The sequence below is a fragment of the Solibacillus sp. FSL R5-0449 genome (assembly GCF_037975215.1).
Taxonomy (GTDB): domain Bacteria; phylum Bacillota; class Bacilli; order Bacillales_A; family Planococcaceae; genus Solibacillus.
This window is the reverse complement of sequence record NZ_CP150239.1, coordinates 2,133,015-2,150,065: the sequence shown is the minus strand read 5'-3', so window position 1 is coordinate 2,150,065 and position 17,051 is coordinate 2,133,015. Positions and strand designations below refer to the sequence as shown.

Genomic DNA, 17,051 nt, shown 5'->3' with positions numbered 1-17,051 from the left:
GCTGCTTATGAATAAAGTATAAAGAGGTGAGGAATAAATGAGCATGACGTACAAAAATATACTAGTTGCCGTTGATGAAACAAATGAGTCGCTGGTTGCTTTTAGAAGAGCTGTGCAAGTGGCACTGAATAATGTCGGAAGTAGGCTGTATATTGTTCATGTAATTGATACTCGTTCCTTTGCATTTTCAGAAAGCTATAACTTTGAGATGATGGAAAAATTTACGAATAATAAAAAGGATCTATTAGATTCTTTAGAGAAAAAAGCGCAGCAGTCCGGGTTAACAAATATCAAAAAAATTATTGAATACGGAACACCCAAACACGTTATCGCACGAGATATCCCTCAGCAGGAAGAAGTGGATTTAATAATTTGCGGTGTAAAAAGAAAAGGAGAGTTAGCCCGTTTTTTCCTAGGATCCGTATCAGAAGGGATTTTAAGAAATGCCCGCTGTGACGTCCTAGTTGTAAGAAATAATTAATAAAATGTCGAAGCTCCACAGAAATTTTCGTGAAGCTTCTTTTTTATGAAACTTTATAAAAGCACAGCCGTCTAAAAGATGAATAATTAAAATCTGGACTCTTTTTTCATAGAGTTTTCAGTGTTATACTAAAAGCTATGACTATACATTCATGTACTCGCTACATAAAGTAAGGAAGGGGAAGTGTTCTTTGCGCAAAATTACGCAAAATCGTCAGCAAAATCCGAAGGCAAAGCAACGGGCAAGTTTAACTTTTCGGATGAATGTCCTTTTCTTTTCAATATTTGTTTTGTTCTCATTACTAATTTTTCGTCTAGGATATATACAAATTGTAAAAGGCGAAGATTATGTGCGCGAATTGGAGCGTACAGAAGAAGTACGGGTGAATACAAGTGTACCCCGTGGCCGTATTTTTGACCGCTATGGTCGTATTTTAGTGGATAATCAGCCTGAAAATGCGATTACTTATACAAAAATGCAAACAACAAAATCTGCTGAAATGCTTGAAATTGCAGAAAAACTTGCACATCTCATTGAGCAGCCGACAGAAAAAGTAACGCAACGGGATAAACTGGATTTCTGGATTTTACGGAATCCGGAAAAAGCAAAAGAAAAAGTTACACAAAAGGAAATGACGAAATTCCAACTTGAAAATGAAGAGTTAGAAACGAAAGAAATCAATAAAGAGTATGATCGACGAATCCGTGATCGTATTACAGATGAAGAACTGGAACAGCTTTCCGATTTTGATTTGGAAGTTCTGGCAATTTACCGCGAAATGATGACAGGCTATAGTTTATCGCCGCAAATTATTAAAGGTGAAAATGTTTCAACAGAAGAGTTTGCCCGAGTTTCAGAACAATTGGCAGACCTGCCTGGCGTAAATACGACAACAGATTGGAAGCGGGTGCGCTTGTCTCCATTGGCGATTTTAGGTCGTACAACGGTACCAAGCAAAGGTGTACCAAAGTCAAAACTGGACTATTATTTAGCACGTGATTATTCTCGTAATGACCGTGTTGGAGAAAGTTATTTTGAAGCACAGTACGAGGAAATTTTGCAGGGTGAAAAATCGGTCGTTAAAAATATTACGAATAAAAAAGGTCAAGTCGTTGAAACGATGACGACTTTTGCAGGGGAGCCCGGCAAAGATTTAGTAACAACAATCGATGTGGAACTACAGCAAAAAGCCGATGAAATTTTGGAAAAGTACTTATTGGAACTGAAAGCGAAAAGTGGTTCCCAATTACTGGACCGTGGCTTTTTAGTTGCGATGAATCCCAAAACCGGCGAACTTTTATCGGTAGTCGGTAAAAAAATAGAAAAAGATAAAGACACGGGCAAACCTTATATTGTTGACTATTCATACGGTACGTTTACGTCAGCCTATGAAGCAGGGTCAACGGTAAAAGCAGCAACTGTTTTAATGGGATACAATGAAGGCGTTATTAAGCCCGGAACGGTCATGCTCGATTCACCGATGCGAATCGGGAATATTACATTAAATACATTATTCAACAAGACAGGTAGTGTCATGCTGAATGATTTGACGGCATTAGAACGTTCATCCAACGTCTATATGTTCAAAATTGCGATGGGTATCGGTGGTCGTACGTATTCACCTGGTATGCGATTTAGTTTAAAGTCAGGTACATTGCAGACAATGCGAAATGAATACGCACAGTTCGGACTAGGTGTACCAACTGGTGTCGACCTTCCTGGTGAATCTACCGGTTATCAGGCTGACCCGGATACCGATGTAAAACTACTAAACTTGGCAATCGGACAGTTTGATACGTATACAACGATGCAATTGGCACAATATATTTCAACAATTGCGAACGGAGGATACCGTATCCAACCGAGAATGCTAAAGGAAATTCGCAACCCTTCTAAAGATGGAGAATATTTAGGGCAAGTTGTGGAAGAAGTAACACCTAAAATTTTAAACAAAATCGAAAACAGCCAACAGGAAATCGATCATGTTAAAGAAGGTCTGCGCCGCGTATACTTCGGTGCAAATGGTTCTGCAAAACGTCAATTTGAAACAGCAGATTATACCGGAGCTGGTAAAACAGGTACAGCCGAGGTAGTTTACTATGGACCACAGCGTGATAAGTGGAAAACAAACACAATCAACATTGTCCATGTAGGTTTTGCTCCATATGATGACCCGGAGATTGCCTATGCAGTCATTTATCCATGGGCTACGACAATCTTTAACAATAACTATTTACCACAGGCGAACTTGACGGCCCGTGAATTAGTAGATTCGTATTTTGAGCTGAAAAACAAATATGCAGAAGAAGGCTTATCTACAAGTAAAGTAGAAAAACCGATCATTAAGCATTCTGATGAAAAACTGGATGAGGACGAAGAAGTCGAAACAGTAAATGAATAAAATAATGATCCCGTAGTTTCTGGCTACGGGATTTTTTTTAAGGAGAACATTTGATGCGAAAGAAAATCTTACATATTGTCGTCATAATCGGTGCTTTAAGTAATGCGGCAATTTTAGCTTTTATGGACATGCCGGTATGGCTCATCATTTTAATGTCGGTTATATATATCATTATGTTTGAAGGACTCCTGCTCATACTGGAACCACGCTTAGTCCGTGCTGAACGCGAACGGAATGTTAAAGCGTTTCCTTTTTTACGGGAACTGGTCGATGCAAAAAAAGCGACGGTTACTTTACGGGATGGTACGGTGTTATATAATGCGACATTTGAAGGCTATGCCCATCCGAAAGATGCAAAAACGATTTTACTTTATGTACATAAAGTAAAGACAAAAAAGGAAAAGCCGACATTTACAGAACATTCTATTAAACTTATTAACATAAAAAGTGTAAAAAAGATTCAATAAGAAGAAAATGAGACAATTTGCAGGGGGTTCCTGTAAATTGTCTTTTTTATTTACAAAGCTTTACATTCAATTAACGGCTGCATTATATATGCTTAATAAATTGTCACTATAGTTGGAATTGTAAGAAAAAACATCTATTAAACAAGCGGAGGAATTACAAATGAAAAAGTGGCAGTACTTAACATCAACAGCTTTACTAGGTTCGGCAATTCTTTTAGGAGCATGTGGCGGAGAAGAAAACAATGATGAAACAGCTACATCTGCACAAACAAATACAGAACAAGCCGAAGCTGGCAGCGCACAGTTAACAGGTAATGTAGTAGGCGATGGTTCGTCAACAGTTGCTCCAATTACAGAAGCATTAGTTGAAGAATATGCGGGGGTACAAAAAGATGTACGCGTAGCAGTTGGTGTATCTGGTACAGGCGGCGGTTTCGAAAAATTCATCAATGGTGAAACAGATTTCTCAAACGCTTCTCGTCCAATCAAAGATACTGAAGTGGAAGAGCTGAAAAATGCAGGAGTAGAATATACAGAATTTGAACTTGCTTATGATGGTTTATCGGTAGTAGTACACCCTGAAAATACTTGGGCAAAAGATTTAACAGTGGATCAGTTAAAACAGATTTGGATTGAAGACGGAACTACCAAAAAATGGTCTGATATCGATCCATCATGGCCGGAAGAAGAAATCGTGTTTTATTCACCAGGTTCTGACTCAGGAACGTATGACTACTTCGATGAAATTATTTTAGATGGTGAAGACATCGTCAAATCGGCAACATTATCTGAAGATGACAACGTGTTAGTACAAGGGGTAACAGCTGACAAAAATGCAATCGGCTATTTCGGCTACGCGTATTACCTTGAAAACAAAGATAAATTACAAGTTGTAACTGTTGATGGAGTGGAACCAACTAACGAAACAATTGAATCAGGGGAATATTCTCCATTGTCCCGTCCACTATTCGTTTATGTAAATAATAGTGCAGTTAAAGATAATGAAGCAACATATGACTTCATGAAATTTACACTTGAAAACGCAGGGGAGATGGCAGAAGTCGTAGGATATGTTAGCTTGCCGGATGAAAAGTATGAAGAAGCTTTAAAAGAGTTGGAAGCACTGAAATAATTTCGATGTTTAATAGTGTGGGGTGGCTCTCATGCCCCCCGCACATTTTTTAATGTGAAAAATTTTGATTGTTTTTTATAGATGATACTGGAAGGAGTTTTCGCAAATGGCTCTTAAACAACAGGAGCAGGTAAATGTCCAACAACTAATCGAGCGTTCGCGCAATCGCAATGGAAAGAAGGTAATCGAAAAAATCGTGCCGTTCGGGTTATTTCTAGCAGCGACGATTTCGGTACTTACGACGTTTGGGATCGTATTTACACTGATATTCGAGACATTTGAATTTTTTACGCGCGTGTCGATTACAGATTATTTATTTGGTACAGAATGGCTGCCATTCTCTAGTAAGGAGCCGTTGTATGGAATATTACCATTAGTATTCGGGACATTTAAAATAACGCTGATTGCGATTATTGTAGCCGTGCCATTCGGTTTAGGTGCGGCCATTTATCTCAGTGAATATGCGTCAGAACGTGTACGAAAAATCATTAAGCCGATTTTAGAAGTGCTTGCAGGTGTACCGACGATTATATACGGATTCTTTGCCTTGTCATTCATTACTCCGATATTACAGACGGTTATTCCCGATTTAAAAATTTTCAACGCGATCAGCCCAGGAATCGTTGTGGGTGTCATGATAATCCCCATGATCACGTCCATGTCCGAAGATGCAATGAGCTCGGTTCCGAGGTCGATTCGTGAAGGAGCGTTAGGATTGGGTGCAACAAAATTCGAAGTGGCCGTTAAAGTTGTTCTGCCAGCTGCTTTATCAGGAATTGTCGCATCTGTCGTATTAGGTATTTCCCGGGCAATAGGTGAGACGATGATAGTTTCCTTGGCAGGAGGCTCTACACCAAAATTCGACTTCGGATTTACCGATTCGATTCAAACGATGACTGCCTATATTGTGCAAGTGACAACAGGAGATGCGGGGTATGGTACAACAATTTACTATTCCATTTATGCTGTCGGATTCACATTGTTTATTTTCACGTTAGCGATGAACTTACTCGCAACCTATATTTCAAAACGCTTCCGAGAGGAGTATTAATATGCGCTATATTCAAGAAGAATTAGTAATGAAGCGAATGAATAAACGCCTAATCTCAAATAAATTATGGAAATTCATTTTTATTGTTGCTACAAGTTTTGCGCTTGTTTCATTAGGCATGCTACTTTATCGAATTTTGACGCAGGGACTTGGTTTTTTAGATATCAGTTTCATTACAAACTTTGCGTCGCGTATTCCTGAAAATGCAGGGATTAAAGCCGCATTGGTTGGATCTTTATGGCTGATGAGCGTAGTTGCACCTGTCTCGATTATTTTAGGGGTAAGTACAGCACTATATTTGGAAGAATACGCAAAACAAAATAAATTGAACGACTTTATCCGTATCAATATTTCTAACCTGGCAGGAGTACCTTCGATTGTTTTCGGTTTGCTGGGACTAACAATTTTCGTCCGGTTGTTCGGCTTCGATAAAAGTATTTTGGCGGCAGGTTTAACGATGAGTTTACTTATATTGCCGGTTATTATTGTGGCGGCACAAGAAGCGATCCGCGCGGTACCTAATGAACAGCGTGAGGCTTCATACGGAATGGGTGCGACGAAATGGCAAACGATTGTCCGTGTCGTGCTGCCGGCTGCGATTCCAGGAATATTGACAGGGAGTATTTTGGCGTTATCCCGAGCAATTGGTGAAACAGCGCCATTAGTTGTAATTGGTATTCCGGTAATATTGCAATTTTTACCAACAGGTTACCTCGATACATTTACCGCATTGCCGATGCAGATTTTCGACTGGGCAAAACGTCCACAAGAAGCATTCCAGCATGTGGCATCTGCAGGAATCATCGTATTAATGGTTTTCCTACTGACGATGAATTCCATTGCAATCTTTATCCGAAATAAATTCCAAAAACGATATTAGGAGGTAAATGGAATGGTACAACTATTAACGAAACATGAAGTGCGTCCATCTGCAAGGGGCATCGAAACAAATCAAACGAATATCATGCAGTCTCATAACTTTAATTTATGGTATGGGGATCACCATGCTTTAAAAGATATCAATCTGGAAATGAAAGAGAACGAGGTAACTGCAATTATCGGTCCTTCTGGCTGCGGGAAATCAACTTATATAAAAGCATTGAATCGCATGGTGGAGCTTGTACCGATTGTACGTACATCAGGACAGATCAATTACCGCGGCCGCAATATATTTTCGAACGGCTATGAAGTGGAGGAGCTTCGCACAAAAGTAGGGATGGTGTTCCAAAAACCGAACCCGTTTCCAAAGTCGATTTATGACAATATCGCATACGGACCACGTATTCACGGAATAAAAAATAAGAAAATCCTCGATGAAATTGTAGAAAAGTCACTGCGTGGTGCAGCAATCTGGGATGAAGTGAAAGACCGTTTAAACCAAAATGCCTATGGATTATCGGGTGGTCAACAGCAACGTATTTGTATCGCTCGCTGCCTGGCTATCGAACCGGATGTCATTTTAATGGATGAGCCGACATCAGCGCTCGATCCGATTTCAACATTAAAGGTTGAAGAGCTTGTACAGCAGATGAAAGAACAGTATTCAATCGTCATCGTGACACATAATATGCAGCAGGCGGCTCGAATTTCCGACAAAACAGCCTTCTTCCTGAATGGGGAAGTAGTAGAGTTTGATAAGACGGATATTATTTTCTCGACTCCATCAGATCAGCGCACCGAAGACTATATTTCCGGTCGTTTTGGATAATGGGAAAAGGAGAATGATACCGATGATTCGTGAACGTTTTGAACATGATTTAATGGCCGTACAACAAGATTTAATGGAACTTTGTGATTTGAGTATTCATTCTTTACAGGAGTCTTTCAAAGCTTTTTTGAAAAAGGATATCGATTTAGCATTGCAAGTCATTGATACCGATCCGAAGATTAACCGGTTGGAAGAAATCATCAATGACCGCGTAATTTTACTGATTGCAAAACAGCAGCCTGTTGCGACTGATTTGCGTCGATTGATCGTTGTCATTAAAGCGGCCTCGGATATGGAGCGAATCGGGGATCATGCGGTCAATATCGCAAAGGAATCGATTCGAATCGGAAAAGAGCCCTTTGTTACGAGTGTGGAGCCGATTGAGGAAATGTTCCATAAAACAATCTTAATGCTGCGCCAAATTGTCGACGCCTTTATAGAGGAAAATACGACAAAGGCAAAAGAAATTGCAAACCTGGATGATGAGGTCGACGAATTAACAGGCAATACGCTCAGTAACTTAATGAAACTCTCGGTTTCCAACGAGCATGTTGCACAAGTGACAAGTCTATCCTACGTTTGCCGCTGTATCGAACGCGCGGCGGACCACGCAACAAATATTGCCGAGCATTTGTTCTATCTTGTAAAAGGAAAGCATTATGAACTGAATAATTAAATGATTAAAGTATAGGGAGGAAACTTCTTATACTTTTTTGTTTTATTGAAACGTCAGTCCATTGGCAATCGTTTACAATGTAGGAAAGGGGGGCGGCGTAATATGAATGAGGATATCGGGCAGATTATTGATGAATACAGTAATCATTTATTGCGCATCGCATACTTTTACACCAAAAATCGCCATGCTGCCGAGGACATTGTACAAGATGTTTACATAAAGTTTATGCAGACCGACTACTCGGAAAGCGGTCAATTAAGAGCATATTTAACAAAAATGACGGTTAATAAAAGTAAAGATTACTTAAAGAGCTGGGCTTATAAAAAAATACAATTTGAAACGAAATGGTGGATGAAAGCGACGGACCATGATCATGTCATCCAGCAAGAAGAACGATCCAGTATCGGGGCAGCTATTTTAAAGCTGCCATTGAAATACCGGGAACCAATAATATTGTATTACTACGAAGAAATGAGTGTCCTGCAAGTGGCGGCCATATTGCAGATTAACGAAAATACCGTAAAGACCCGGTTAAGGCGGGGACGCGAACAATTAAGGCCAGTACTGGAAGGAGAATGGGAGGTGCTTCGTCATGAATGAGTTCAAAAAAGCATTAATTGATGTTGCAGGGGATCTATCGGAAAGTGAAACTGCTGTAAAAAATGCTCTATTACTTAAAAAGCCTCGCAACAAAAAGGTGAAGATAGGCTATTATTTAGTTCCTGCAGTTATTGTGACTCTGTTTATTTTTTCCTGGCAGATAGTTATTCCGAAAATGATGGATCTTAGCCAGGCTGACCAACCTACGAATGAAGATTTATTTGAATTTATCACTGCACTTGAAGAAAGGGAATATAAAGGCGGTACAGAGACAAGTCGTGCTAATGCTTACTTACAAATGGTGGAGATTATAGGTATACCGAAATATGCAAAGAGTATAGGGATTACAATTACAGATGAGGATCGTCAGCAGGCAAAAAATAGCCTTGAACAAAAATGGAGAGAAAGCGATCTTACAGGTGTGTTAGCATCAGCTTCTGCATCTAATCAAATTCCAAAAGAAACATTTGATGAAAATATTGTCCCGTTATTAATAGAAACGGTAGCCTATAGCAAAAAGTTGGAAGAAAAGATGTTTCAGGATTATTCGAAAATGCTACCGGGAATTGCAAATTCCTATGGAAATTTCATGGGATTTTCCTATATGGAAACACATTATAAGACACAATTAGATCAGTTTAAAGAGCAACATGATATTATAATTTCATCTAATAAAAGTTCAAGTAACTCTGGGACAGTAGTTGCGGTAGAGGATAATATGTTTTTATTTGTTAAGAATATGACGACTAACGAATATAATCAGATTTCACCACGTATTTTTGTAGATAAATTTGCTGCATGGTTTATAAATGATCCGCACAATCCTGTCCAAGTAGGCGATTATGTAAATTTAAAAGAAACAGTAATATCTAAAGATCGAATAGGTACTGAATTCGCTGGTGTAGGTCTACATTATGGTCTGGAAATTCTTTTACCTAAAGAACGTGCCGATGAAATAAAAGAAATAGAATTAACCGACCAAGTTCTTGAAGAATTCAACGAAATATACGGGAAAGCTGTACTTATAAATGAAGAGGCGATCGAAATAACGGAGCCGCCGATTTGCGTTATTCATAAAAAAGGGGAATCCTATACGGTTTGGCAGAACGAAAAAGGTCTTCTTTATATTCTTCCGTTTGGTAAGAGAGAATTGGCAACATTTACGGAGTCTACTTCAAAAAAAATGTTATCTTTATTTAAACAATTTGTTAATGAATAATTTATGAAATGAAGGGGTACATGGTACAATATAGGTAATTCAAATAAGTTGCGTACTTATTTAGATGTAAAGGGGTAGACAGCATGTTAAAAACTATTGTATTTGACCAATTAAAGCAAGCGATGAAAAACAAGGATGTATTAGCTAAAGGAGTGTTAACTTTAGTGAAGTCCGCTTTGGATGCTGCAGAAAAAGAAAAGGGCGCGGAATTGACGCCACAGGAAGAAACTGCTGTCATTAATCGTGAAATTAAGCAGACAAACCAGTCATTGGAAGGTGCTAAGCAAGCGGACCGTTCAGACTTAATTGAAAAGGAAGAAGCAAAACTAGTTATTTTGAAAAGCTTTTTACCAAAACAGTTAACAGAGGAAGAAATTTCAGCCGAGCTTAAGGCAGCTGGTATTACTTCAGGAATGAATATGGGAGACGCAATGAAAATTGCGAAACCATTATTAGATGGAAAAGCAGATGGCGCAACCATTTCAAAAGTTGTTAAAACGCTCATTTCCTAAATTTTAAGACTTAGAAAAGGAGGTGTGCCGCATTTATTTGGCGGTCACGTCCTTTTCGCTATATTTCTAAAACGAATCTATTGGCAATTCAAAAGGAATTAGAATAGGGAGGATTAAAATGACCTTACATGAACAGATTAATCTGTATGTACCATACAACGAACAGGAAGCGAAGGATCGGGACATCATTTTACGTGCAATGGCTACGTTATCAGATGTCCTGACACGTAATAATGAAGTTTTGCATTTTACTGCTTCTGCTTTTGTGTTCAACCCGGATCGTACACGTGTATTAATGGCGCATCATAATATTTATAATTCATGGGGCTGGATGGGTGGTCATGCAGACGGAGACCCTGATTTATTTAATGTAGCAAAAAAAGAGCTGATGGAAGAATCGGGTATTACGGAAGCAAAAGCAATTCAAGAAGATATTATATCACTGGATATCCTGCCGGTAATCGGTCATATGAAAAACGGGAAATATGTGGCTGCACATTTACATTTTAATGTGACGTATATATTTGAAGTCGAAGATGAAGCTACATTCCAAGCGAAGCTCGACGAAAATAGTGAAGTCGGATGGATCGGAATGGACGAAGTTGCCGTAAAATGTACGGAAGCGCATATGATTCCGATCTATGAGAAAATTATTGAGAAGGTCAAAAAAATTGGTTGTTAAAATGTTATTAAACAACACAGCTTTTCAAAACTTCATGCCAGCGGATGAAGTTTTTTCTTACGTAGATTTTCTGGATTCAACTGGCTGATGTACAGAAAAACACAAACGATTGCTGAAAATGAAATAATTTCACAAAACTAAACAGCCGTGTGCTAAAATAACGATGTATAAACAAAAGGGAGGCTATTTTCAAATGGCAAAAAAAGTAAAAGAATATAAAATTAACCCAGACCGAGTGGAAGAAGCATTATTAATTCAAAATCGTATGCTTATCGAATTATTCGTTCAAGTTTTACATGAACAATTAGTAATCGAACGTCCTGTCTTACACGAACGTTTAGAAAACTTAATCGAGCTTTCAGATAACGATCGTGATTTGAAAGATACTTTACACGCTTTAACTCAAAAATTATAATTACATACATTTATGTGTGGTGCGGTATCCTAGAGATACCGCTTTTTTTATGCAAAAAAACGCAAATAGAAAGTCAGTTATTCACACGCAGTATAAATTACTACTTTTTAATTTTGATTTTCGCTATACTATCGGTATTGATTTGAAAACAGATGGAGGGGTTTCACATGACAAATGAATATAAGACTGTTTTAACCGATGAAATTCTTCATTTTTTATATCGTAATGCATCTTTTCAGACTTTGGATGAAAACCAGCAGCAACAATTTCTTAAGAAATTTGGTCAGCAACCATTATTCATAGAGGTCATCGAAATTGCAATCGCACTTGAAGAAATGATTGCAGAAGTGGAAGCAACGATGCCAAAAATACAGGATAAAGATTATTTATTCCCGATTGAGCAACAAAAGCAATTGCTGAAAGAACGTACGGTTAGCGATGGGAATGTACTGTATGTCCCGTTTGAAGAGATGAAAAATCTTTATTCACCAATGATTGTCATCTTACAGCAATCTGGCGCCATGCAGGAATATGAAGCCTTTACAAAAGGGACGATATTGCCGCTATTTAACTTATGTGCTGTCCAGAAGAGGGATTTAATCATCCTTCCGTTTAGCAACATACCGGCTCAACCGCTTCTTTTCAAAAATGGAATAATGGATATTGAAAAGTTTGACCAATTTTTGCAGCAGTACGAAATAGGAGACGCTCAGATTATGCCGGCGATTGACAAGGCAATTGAAATGTTTACGCAGGACAAAATCGATAATCAGCGAGATCTGATGATTATTACAGACAATCAATTTACCGATTTTTCTAAATTGAATCAACAAGTGATGGCAGGGAAAATGCAGGAGCTTGATATCGATCTGTCCGTTATTGCAATGAGCGAGAATGATTTTGAAAAACAGCCGATTGCATTTGCCGACAAAGTATTTTTTGCAAACGATTAATAAAGTTTTCTAACGAATCCGTGACGGGTTCGTTTTTTTGTTGGCCGGATTTAGTTATGGACAAGGAATTTTAAAAGGCTATGCGGAATATTTAAAGTAAGGATACATAAATAGAGGGAAATGGAGTGTTTCGAATAATGTATACAGCCTATTGCAGAACTGTCCAAAGTTCAATGCGTGTCGGTATGAAGCTTATGAACTGGAGAAAACCGGAATTACTCCAAGGGGAAAACAGCCTGGAAAAATTGCCGGATCTTGTGAAAAGTTTAGATTTAAATATGCTCTTAGTGATAACCGATGAAGGAATTCACAAATTGGGGCTTATGGATACGTTATTAGAGGGCTTACAGCAGCAAAATATTGCATTTGTTGTCTTTGATAAAACGGTTCCAAACCCGACTTTCACCAATATTGAAGAAGCGCTGGAAATGTATTATGCGCATCAATGTGATGGGATTATAGCATTTGGCGGAGGGTCACCGATGGATTGTGCTAAGGCGGTTGCAGCAAGAATCGCACGCCCTGAAAAATCACTGGCTGATTTAAAGGGTTTATTTAAAGTACGAAAAGAAATGCCGCCGTTTTTTGCAATCCCGACAACTGCTGGTACTGGGAGCGAAGGGACGATTGCCGCCGTCGTATCTAATAGTGAAACACATGAGAAATTCGCCATTATGGATCCGGTACTTGTACCGCACTATGCTGTACTGGACCCGGTTTTAACACTTAATTTACCCCCACATATTACATCTACAACGGGAATGGATGCATTGACACATGCCGTTGAAGCATATATCGGTAAAAGCAATACGGAGGAGACGAGAAAATATGCACGAGAGGCTGTTATTCTTATTTTTAAGTATTTAGTACGTGCCTATGAAGATGGGACAGATATGAAAGCGAGGACAGAAATGCAACGTGCATCGTATTTGGCAGGGCTGGCGTTCACTCGGGCATATGTAGGCTATGTTCATGCCATTGCTCATACACTCGGTGGATTTTATCAAGTGCCGCATGGTTTTGCCAATGCGGTAATTCTTCCGCATGTACTACGGTTTTATGGTGAGAGCGCGGCCAAGCCGTTAGCAGAACTGGCGACAATTGTAGGAATCGGAAAAATAACAGATAGTGATGAAAAAAAGGCAGAGTTGTTCATCGAAGCAATTGAAGAACTGAATAACAAGATGAAGATTCCACGCAAAATAACAGGAATCGTCAACCGTGATGTGCCGTTAATGGTGGAGCGCGCGCTACAAGAAGCGAACCCGCTGTATCCGGTGCCACGCATTGTAAATAAAGATGAAATGTTTTATTTATATCAAATTATTCAGGAATAGTGGATAAGGATTTTAATCAAGTAAACCCCGATTTTCTATAGAAAATCGGGGTTTATGATTGGGTATATGTTATTAATCAAGCTGATCGTCGAAGTAGTTTAGTAAGCCTTGATAGATGCCGAGTGTTGCTTGTTCCCGGTAATAATCTGTAGTAATGGCCCGTTCTTCAGAAGCGTTGCTTAAATAGCCAAGCTCCAGCAATATAGCATTTTGACGGTTTTCACGCAGTACTAAATAGTTACCGAAGCGTGGTCCGCGGTCTTTCAGGTTCACTTTCGATGCCAGGCCGTCATGTACATATTCGGCAAGCTTTTTCTGATAACCATTTGTATAATAGGTCGTAAATCCGCTCACCGAGCTATCTTCGTTTGCATCATAGTGAATACTGATAAACGCATCCGCACCAGCCTGATGGGATACGGCAACACGTTTTCGTAAGTCGACAAAAACATCGGATTCACGTGTCATGACAACATTTGCACCGGCTGCCTGTAATTTGGAGCGGAGGAGTTCAGCTGTAAGAATATTAATATCTTTTTCGTCTGTTCCACGGACACCCGTAGTTCCGCGGTCGTTACCGCCATGACCGGCATCCAGTACGATTGTTAAGCCTTTTAATGTCCCTTTTTTACGTTCGGCTGCCTCGCTTGTATTGTTTTTGGCTGTTGTTCCTTGTGAATCGTTTTTACTTACAACCCAGTTTGCGACGTATGCCGTTTGGCGATCGTTTACTGCAACTTTAAACCAGTCGCCTTCACTTTCCACTATCGGATATGTATGACCAGCATCTGCAATGACAACAACATTTGAAGAGGTCGAAGGGGATTCCCTTAAATTTGTTCCGTTATAAATAATCGTCACAAAGTTTTTCGTATCTTCTTTTTCAGATGAAGGATTTTGTTTCAATTGTTTTGTAAACGTTCCGTAAAAACTGTAGATCCAACCTTTTTTGCCTTTTTCATATTCAATTTCGACCCAATTATGATCTCGGCTGACTACTTTAAATTGTTGGCCTTCAGTGGCAAGCCCTAATTTTTTGGCTGTTAAATCCGGTTTTTTTCGGATATTGACAGCATTGACGTTAACAGTAAATGTATTTGGATCAATTTGTTGTAATGGTTCATTGGACTGATCCTGCTGTCCATTATTGGAAGGGGCAGCCGGCACTTCCGTCTTCGCTTCTTTCACTGTGACGTATTCCGCAAATACCCAGCCTGTCGTCTCGCCGAACTGAATTTGAATCCAGTCCTGTTCCTGTTTTAAAAATTTGCTTTCCGTCCCGGAAGAGATTTTCGTCAAAACAGAAGCTGATAGTGATGGTGCTACACGCACATTTAAAGCGTTTACCTGTGAAATGACTGTTTTTTCAATTGATGAATCTGATTGTCCATTGGCTGTTTTCACAAGCCATGCCGCAACCCATCCTTCCTGCTGACCGACTTGAACATGGTGCCAATCCCCTTGTTTTTCAATTGACATAATTTCGGTACCTTCTTTTAACGTATCGAGGATCGGATAGGAAAGACCTGGACCTTCACGCAAATATAATATTTCCGCGTTTACATACAACGGTTCACCATTGGCCAGTGCAGGGCGAGCGGAAAAATAATACGGAACAATTGCCGTGAATAATAATAAAAACGATAAACCTATTATTATTTTATTTTTTTTCATAGTTTCCTCCTTTTAATTTAGTTAAATGACCTTTCACTATATACTCCTATATTATAAAAGTATTTATGACAAAAAATATAGCGTTTTTTTGAAAATGGTTGACAACTTGTCACGACATCATTAAGATTAGTGTTAATTTAACAAAAGTAACATTGCCAATGACCAAACAAGTAGCGGTTGCCAATGCTGAAAAGAGAGGGAAAGACTTAGGCTGTAATCTTTCCTGCAGTATGTAACATGTGAACAACAGTTGAGAGGCGTTTCCTCGAAAAAAATTTTTTTCTAGTAGGGGAAAACGGAGTCGGCCGTTATCCGAATTCGAGAGGATGTAGTCATACATCAATTAGGGTGGAACCGCGGAAGATTATACAAGCTTTCGTCCCTTGCAGTATTTGCAAGGGGCGGGGGCTTTTTTTATTTTCTTCTTAAATAGCACGCGAAAAGTTTGGTCAACTAAGAGAGGAGTGCTTTTTATGAATTTTAAAGTACCTAAAGGAACACAGGATATTTTACCGGGTCAATCCGAGAAATGGCAGTATGTAGAACGTGTCATTCGTGATTTATGTGATAAATATCGCTATAACGAAATTCGCACACCAATGTTTGAGTCAACAGAGCTATTCCAACGTGGTGTAGGCGATACAACAGATATCGTACAAAAAGAAATGTACACATTTACGGACAAAGGAAATCGTTCATTAACATTACGTCCAGAGGGAACAGCTTCAGCGGTTCGTGCATATGTGGAGCATAAAATGTTCGGTCAGGCAGATCAGCCAGTCAAACTTTATTACACAGGTCCAATGTTCCGTTATGAACGCCAACAGGCAGGCCGCTACCGACAATTCGTTCAGTTTGGTGTAGAAGCTATCGGTTCAGCCGATCCGGCGATTGACGCGGAAGTAATGGCACTTGCAATGGATGTGTATACAACACTTGGCTTGACGGACTTAAAATTAGTCATTAACTCATTAGGTGATAAAGAGACACGTGATGCTCACCGCAGCGCGTTAATCGAGCATTTCACACCGGTCGTTGGTGAGCTTTGCAGTGATTGTCAAAGCCGTCTGGAGAAAAATCCATTACGTATTTTGGATTGTAAAGTAGATGCGAAACACCCGGCAATGGCAACAGCACCGGCTCTAACAAATTATTTGACGGATTCTTCAGCGGAATACTTCACGAAAGTAAAACAATATTTAGATGTGCTCGGCATCTCTTATAAAGTGGACCCTAACTTAGTACGAGGACTTGATTACTACAACCATACAGCATTTGAAATTATGATTACAGGTGACGGATTCGGCTCAATTACGACACTTTGCGGCGGCGGTCGCTATAATGGTTTAGTTGAAGATATTGGCGGACCGGAATCACCGGGTATCGGATTTGCCTTATCAATTGAACGATTATTATTAGCGCTGGAAGCAAAAAATATTGAGCTTGCGACAGGTAATGATCTCGAAATGTATGTTGTGGCAATGGGTGAAGAGGCAAAACTAAAAGCAGTGGAGCTTGTAAGTTCATTCCGTGCAAAGGGTATTTCAGCAGATATGGATTATTTGGACCGTAAAATGAAGGGGCAAATGAAAGCTGCCGACCGTGCTAATGCTAAATTTGTCATTGTACTAGGTGAGTCAGAATTAGAAGAGCAAGCAGTAAACGTCAAAACAATGGAGACAGGCGATCAGACAAAAGTAGAATTCGGTCAGCTTGTCCAATACGTTTTAGAAAACAAATAGT

17 protein-coding genes and 1 other annotated feature are annotated in these 17,051 nt (G+C 39.3%); of the genes, 16 read left to right on the top strand and 1 reads right to left on the bottom strand.

Features of this window, described 5'->3' with window-relative positions; all coding sequences use genetic code 11:
• Positions 1-37: 37 nt before the first annotated feature.
• From MKY27_RS10735 to MKY27_RS10665, 15 genes are all read left to right on the top strand, one after another.
• Complete coding sequence (locus MKY27_RS10735; protein ID WP_339171951.1) at positions 38-481, top strand: universal stress protein; 444 nt, start codon at positions 38-40, stop codon at positions 479-481.
• A gap of 190 nt (positions 482-671) precedes the next feature.
• The gene (locus tag MKY27_RS10730; protein WP_339195012.1) at positions 672-2,882 is read left to right on the top strand and encodes a penicillin-binding protein 2; all 2,211 of its coding nucleotides are present in this window, start codon (positions 672-674) and stop codon (positions 2,880-2,882) included.
• A gap of 53 nt (positions 2,883-2,935) precedes the next feature.
• Positions 2,936-3,349 (top strand): response regulator, encoded by a 414-nt coding sequence (locus tag MKY27_RS10725; RefSeq protein ID WP_339195009.1) that lies wholly within the window; start codon positions 2,936-2,938, stop codon positions 3,347-3,349.
• A 160-nt stretch (positions 3,350-3,509) separates the two neighbouring features.
• Positions 3,510-4,481 (top strand): PstS family phosphate ABC transporter substrate-binding protein, encoded by a 972-nt coding sequence (locus MKY27_RS10720; protein WP_339195007.1) that lies wholly within the window; start codon positions 3,510-3,512, stop codon positions 4,479-4,481.
• Positions 4,482-4,587: 106 nt separating this feature from the next.
• Positions 4,588-5,532 carry a phosphate ABC transporter permease subunit PstC gene (gene pstC, locus MKY27_RS10715; protein WP_339195004.1) on the top strand — a complete coding sequence of 315 codons (945 nt, stop codon included), beginning with the start codon at positions 4,588-4,590 and terminating at the stop codon, positions 5,530-5,532.
• Between the two features lies 1 nt (position 5,533).
• Positions 5,534-6,412: a phosphate ABC transporter permease PstA gene (gene pstA / locus MKY27_RS10710; protein ID WP_339195003.1), complete on the top strand. Its 879-nt coding sequence runs from the start codon at positions 5,534-5,536 to the stop codon at positions 6,410-6,412.
• An 84-nt stretch (positions 6,413-6,496) separates the two neighbouring features.
• Complete coding sequence (pstB, locus tag MKY27_RS10705) at positions 6,497-7,240, top strand: phosphate ABC transporter ATP-binding protein PstB (RefSeq protein ID WP_339199710.1); 744 nt, start codon at positions 6,497-6,499, stop codon at positions 7,238-7,240.
• A 22-nt stretch (positions 7,241-7,262) separates the two neighbouring features.
• Positions 7,263-7,916 carry a phosphate signaling complex protein PhoU gene (gene phoU / locus MKY27_RS10700; RefSeq protein ID WP_339195002.1) on the top strand — a complete coding sequence of 218 codons (654 nt, stop codon included), beginning with the start codon at positions 7,263-7,265 and terminating at the stop codon, positions 7,914-7,916.
• Positions 7,917-8,018: 102 nt separating this feature from the next.
• Positions 8,019-8,516, top strand: coding sequence for a sigma-70 family RNA polymerase sigma factor (locus tag MKY27_RS10695; protein WP_339194998.1), 498 nt, complete (start codon positions 8,019-8,021; stop codon positions 8,514-8,516).
• Complete coding sequence (locus tag MKY27_RS10690) at positions 8,509-9,735, top strand: hypothetical protein (RefSeq protein WP_339194995.1); 1,227 nt, start codon at positions 8,509-8,511, stop codon at positions 9,733-9,735. The genes MKY27_RS10695 and MKY27_RS10690 overlap by 8 nt, the downstream gene beginning before the upstream one ends.
• Before the next feature lie 83 nt (positions 9,736-9,818).
• Positions 9,819-10,247 carry a GatB/YqeY domain-containing protein gene (locus tag MKY27_RS10685; protein ID WP_339194992.1) on the top strand — a complete coding sequence of 143 codons (429 nt, stop codon included), beginning with the start codon at positions 9,819-9,821 and terminating at the stop codon, positions 10,245-10,247.
• Positions 10,248-10,365: 118 nt separating this feature from the next.
• The gene (locus MKY27_RS10680; RefSeq protein ID WP_339171933.1) at positions 10,366-10,929 is read left to right on the top strand and encodes an NUDIX hydrolase; all 564 of its coding nucleotides are present in this window, start codon (positions 10,366-10,368) and stop codon (positions 10,927-10,929) included.
• 193 nt (positions 10,930-11,122) lie between these two features.
• The gene (locus tag MKY27_RS10675; protein ID WP_339171931.1) at positions 11,123-11,344 is read left to right on the top strand and encodes a phosphate-starvation-inducible protein PsiE; all 222 of its coding nucleotides are present in this window, start codon (positions 11,123-11,125) and stop codon (positions 11,342-11,344) included.
• A 167-nt stretch (positions 11,345-11,511) separates the two neighbouring features.
• On the top strand, positions 11,512-12,297 hold the full coding sequence (locus MKY27_RS10670) for a hypothetical protein (RefSeq protein WP_339194989.1): 786 nt from the start codon (positions 11,512-11,514) through the stop codon (positions 12,295-12,297).
• A gap of 137 nt (positions 12,298-12,434) precedes the next feature.
• Positions 12,435-13,634, top strand: a complete 1,200-nt coding sequence (locus MKY27_RS10665) for an iron-containing alcohol dehydrogenase (protein ID WP_339199707.1) — start codon at positions 12,435-12,437, stop codon at positions 13,632-13,634.
• A 72-nt stretch (positions 13,635-13,706) separates the two neighbouring features.
• On the opposite strand, the gene MKY27_RS10660 is transcribed toward MKY27_RS10665, so the two are convergent.
• On the bottom strand, positions 13,707-15,308 hold the full coding sequence (locus MKY27_RS10660; protein WP_339194986.1) for an N-acetylmuramoyl-L-alanine amidase: 1,602 nt from the start codon (positions 15,306-15,308) through the stop codon (positions 13,707-13,709).
• A 149-nt stretch (positions 15,309-15,457) separates the two neighbouring features.
• Positions 15,458-15,695 (top strand) — a binding site (T-box leader).
• Positions 15,696-15,781: 86 nt separating this feature from the next.
• Between MKY27_RS10660 and hisS the strand changes: the two genes are divergently transcribed.
• The gene (hisS, locus tag MKY27_RS10655) at positions 15,782-17,050 is read left to right on the top strand and encodes a histidine--tRNA ligase (RefSeq protein WP_339194984.1); all 1,269 of its coding nucleotides are present in this window, start codon (positions 15,782-15,784) and stop codon (positions 17,048-17,050) included.
• The last annotated feature ends 1 nt before the right edge of the window (position 17,051 follow it).

Excerpts from the sequence above, each read along its gene's own strand:
- MKY27_RS10735 (WP_339171951.1), top strand. The coding sequence starts at position 38 with ATGAGCATGACGTACAAAAATATACTAGTTGCCGTTGATGAAACAAAT.
- MKY27_RS10725 (WP_339195009.1), top strand. The coding sequence starts at position 2,936 with ATGCGAAAGAAAATCTTACATATTGTCGTCATAATCGGTGCTTTAAGT.
- MKY27_RS10720 (WP_339195007.1), top strand. The coding sequence starts at position 3,510 with ATGAAAAAGTGGCAGTACTTAACATCAACAGCTTTACTAGGTTCGGCA.
- pstC (WP_339195004.1), top strand. The coding sequence starts at position 4,588 with ATGGCTCTTAAACAACAGGAGCAGGTAAATGTCCAACAACTAATCGAG.
- pstA (WP_339195003.1), top strand. The coding sequence starts at position 5,534 with ATGCGCTATATTCAAGAAGAATTAGTAATGAAGCGAATGAATAAACGC.
- pstB (WP_339199710.1), top strand. The coding sequence starts at position 6,497 with ATGCAGTCTCATAACTTTAATTTATGGTATGGGGATCACCATGCTTTA.
- phoU (WP_339195002.1), top strand. The coding sequence starts at position 7,263 with ATGATTCGTGAACGTTTTGAACATGATTTAATGGCCGTACAACAAGAT.
- MKY27_RS10695 (WP_339194998.1), top strand. The coding sequence starts at position 8,019 with ATGAATGAGGATATCGGGCAGATTATTGATGAATACAGTAATCATTTA.
- MKY27_RS10690 (WP_339194995.1), top strand. The coding sequence starts at position 8,509 with ATGAATGAGTTCAAAAAAGCATTAATTGATGTTGCAGGGGATCTATCG.
- MKY27_RS10685 (WP_339194992.1), top strand. The coding sequence starts at position 9,819 with ATGTTAAAAACTATTGTATTTGACCAATTAAAGCAAGCGATGAAAAAC.
- MKY27_RS10680 (WP_339171933.1), top strand. The coding sequence starts at position 10,366 with ATGACCTTACATGAACAGATTAATCTGTATGTACCATACAACGAACAG.
- MKY27_RS10675 (WP_339171931.1), top strand. The coding sequence starts at position 11,123 with ATGGCAAAAAAAGTAAAAGAATATAAAATTAACCCAGACCGAGTGGAA.
- MKY27_RS10670 (WP_339194989.1), top strand. The coding sequence starts at position 11,512 with ATGACAAATGAATATAAGACTGTTTTAACCGATGAAATTCTTCATTTT.
- MKY27_RS10665 (WP_339199707.1), top strand. The coding sequence starts at position 12,435 with ATGTATACAGCCTATTGCAGAACTGTCCAAAGTTCAATGCGTGTCGGT.
- MKY27_RS10660 (WP_339194986.1), bottom strand. The coding sequence starts at position 15,308 with ATGAAAAAAAATAAAATAATAATAGGTTTATCGTTTTTATTATTATTC.
- hisS (WP_339194984.1), top strand. The coding sequence starts at position 15,782 with ATGAATTTTAAAGTACCTAAAGGAACACAGGATATTTTACCGGGTCAA.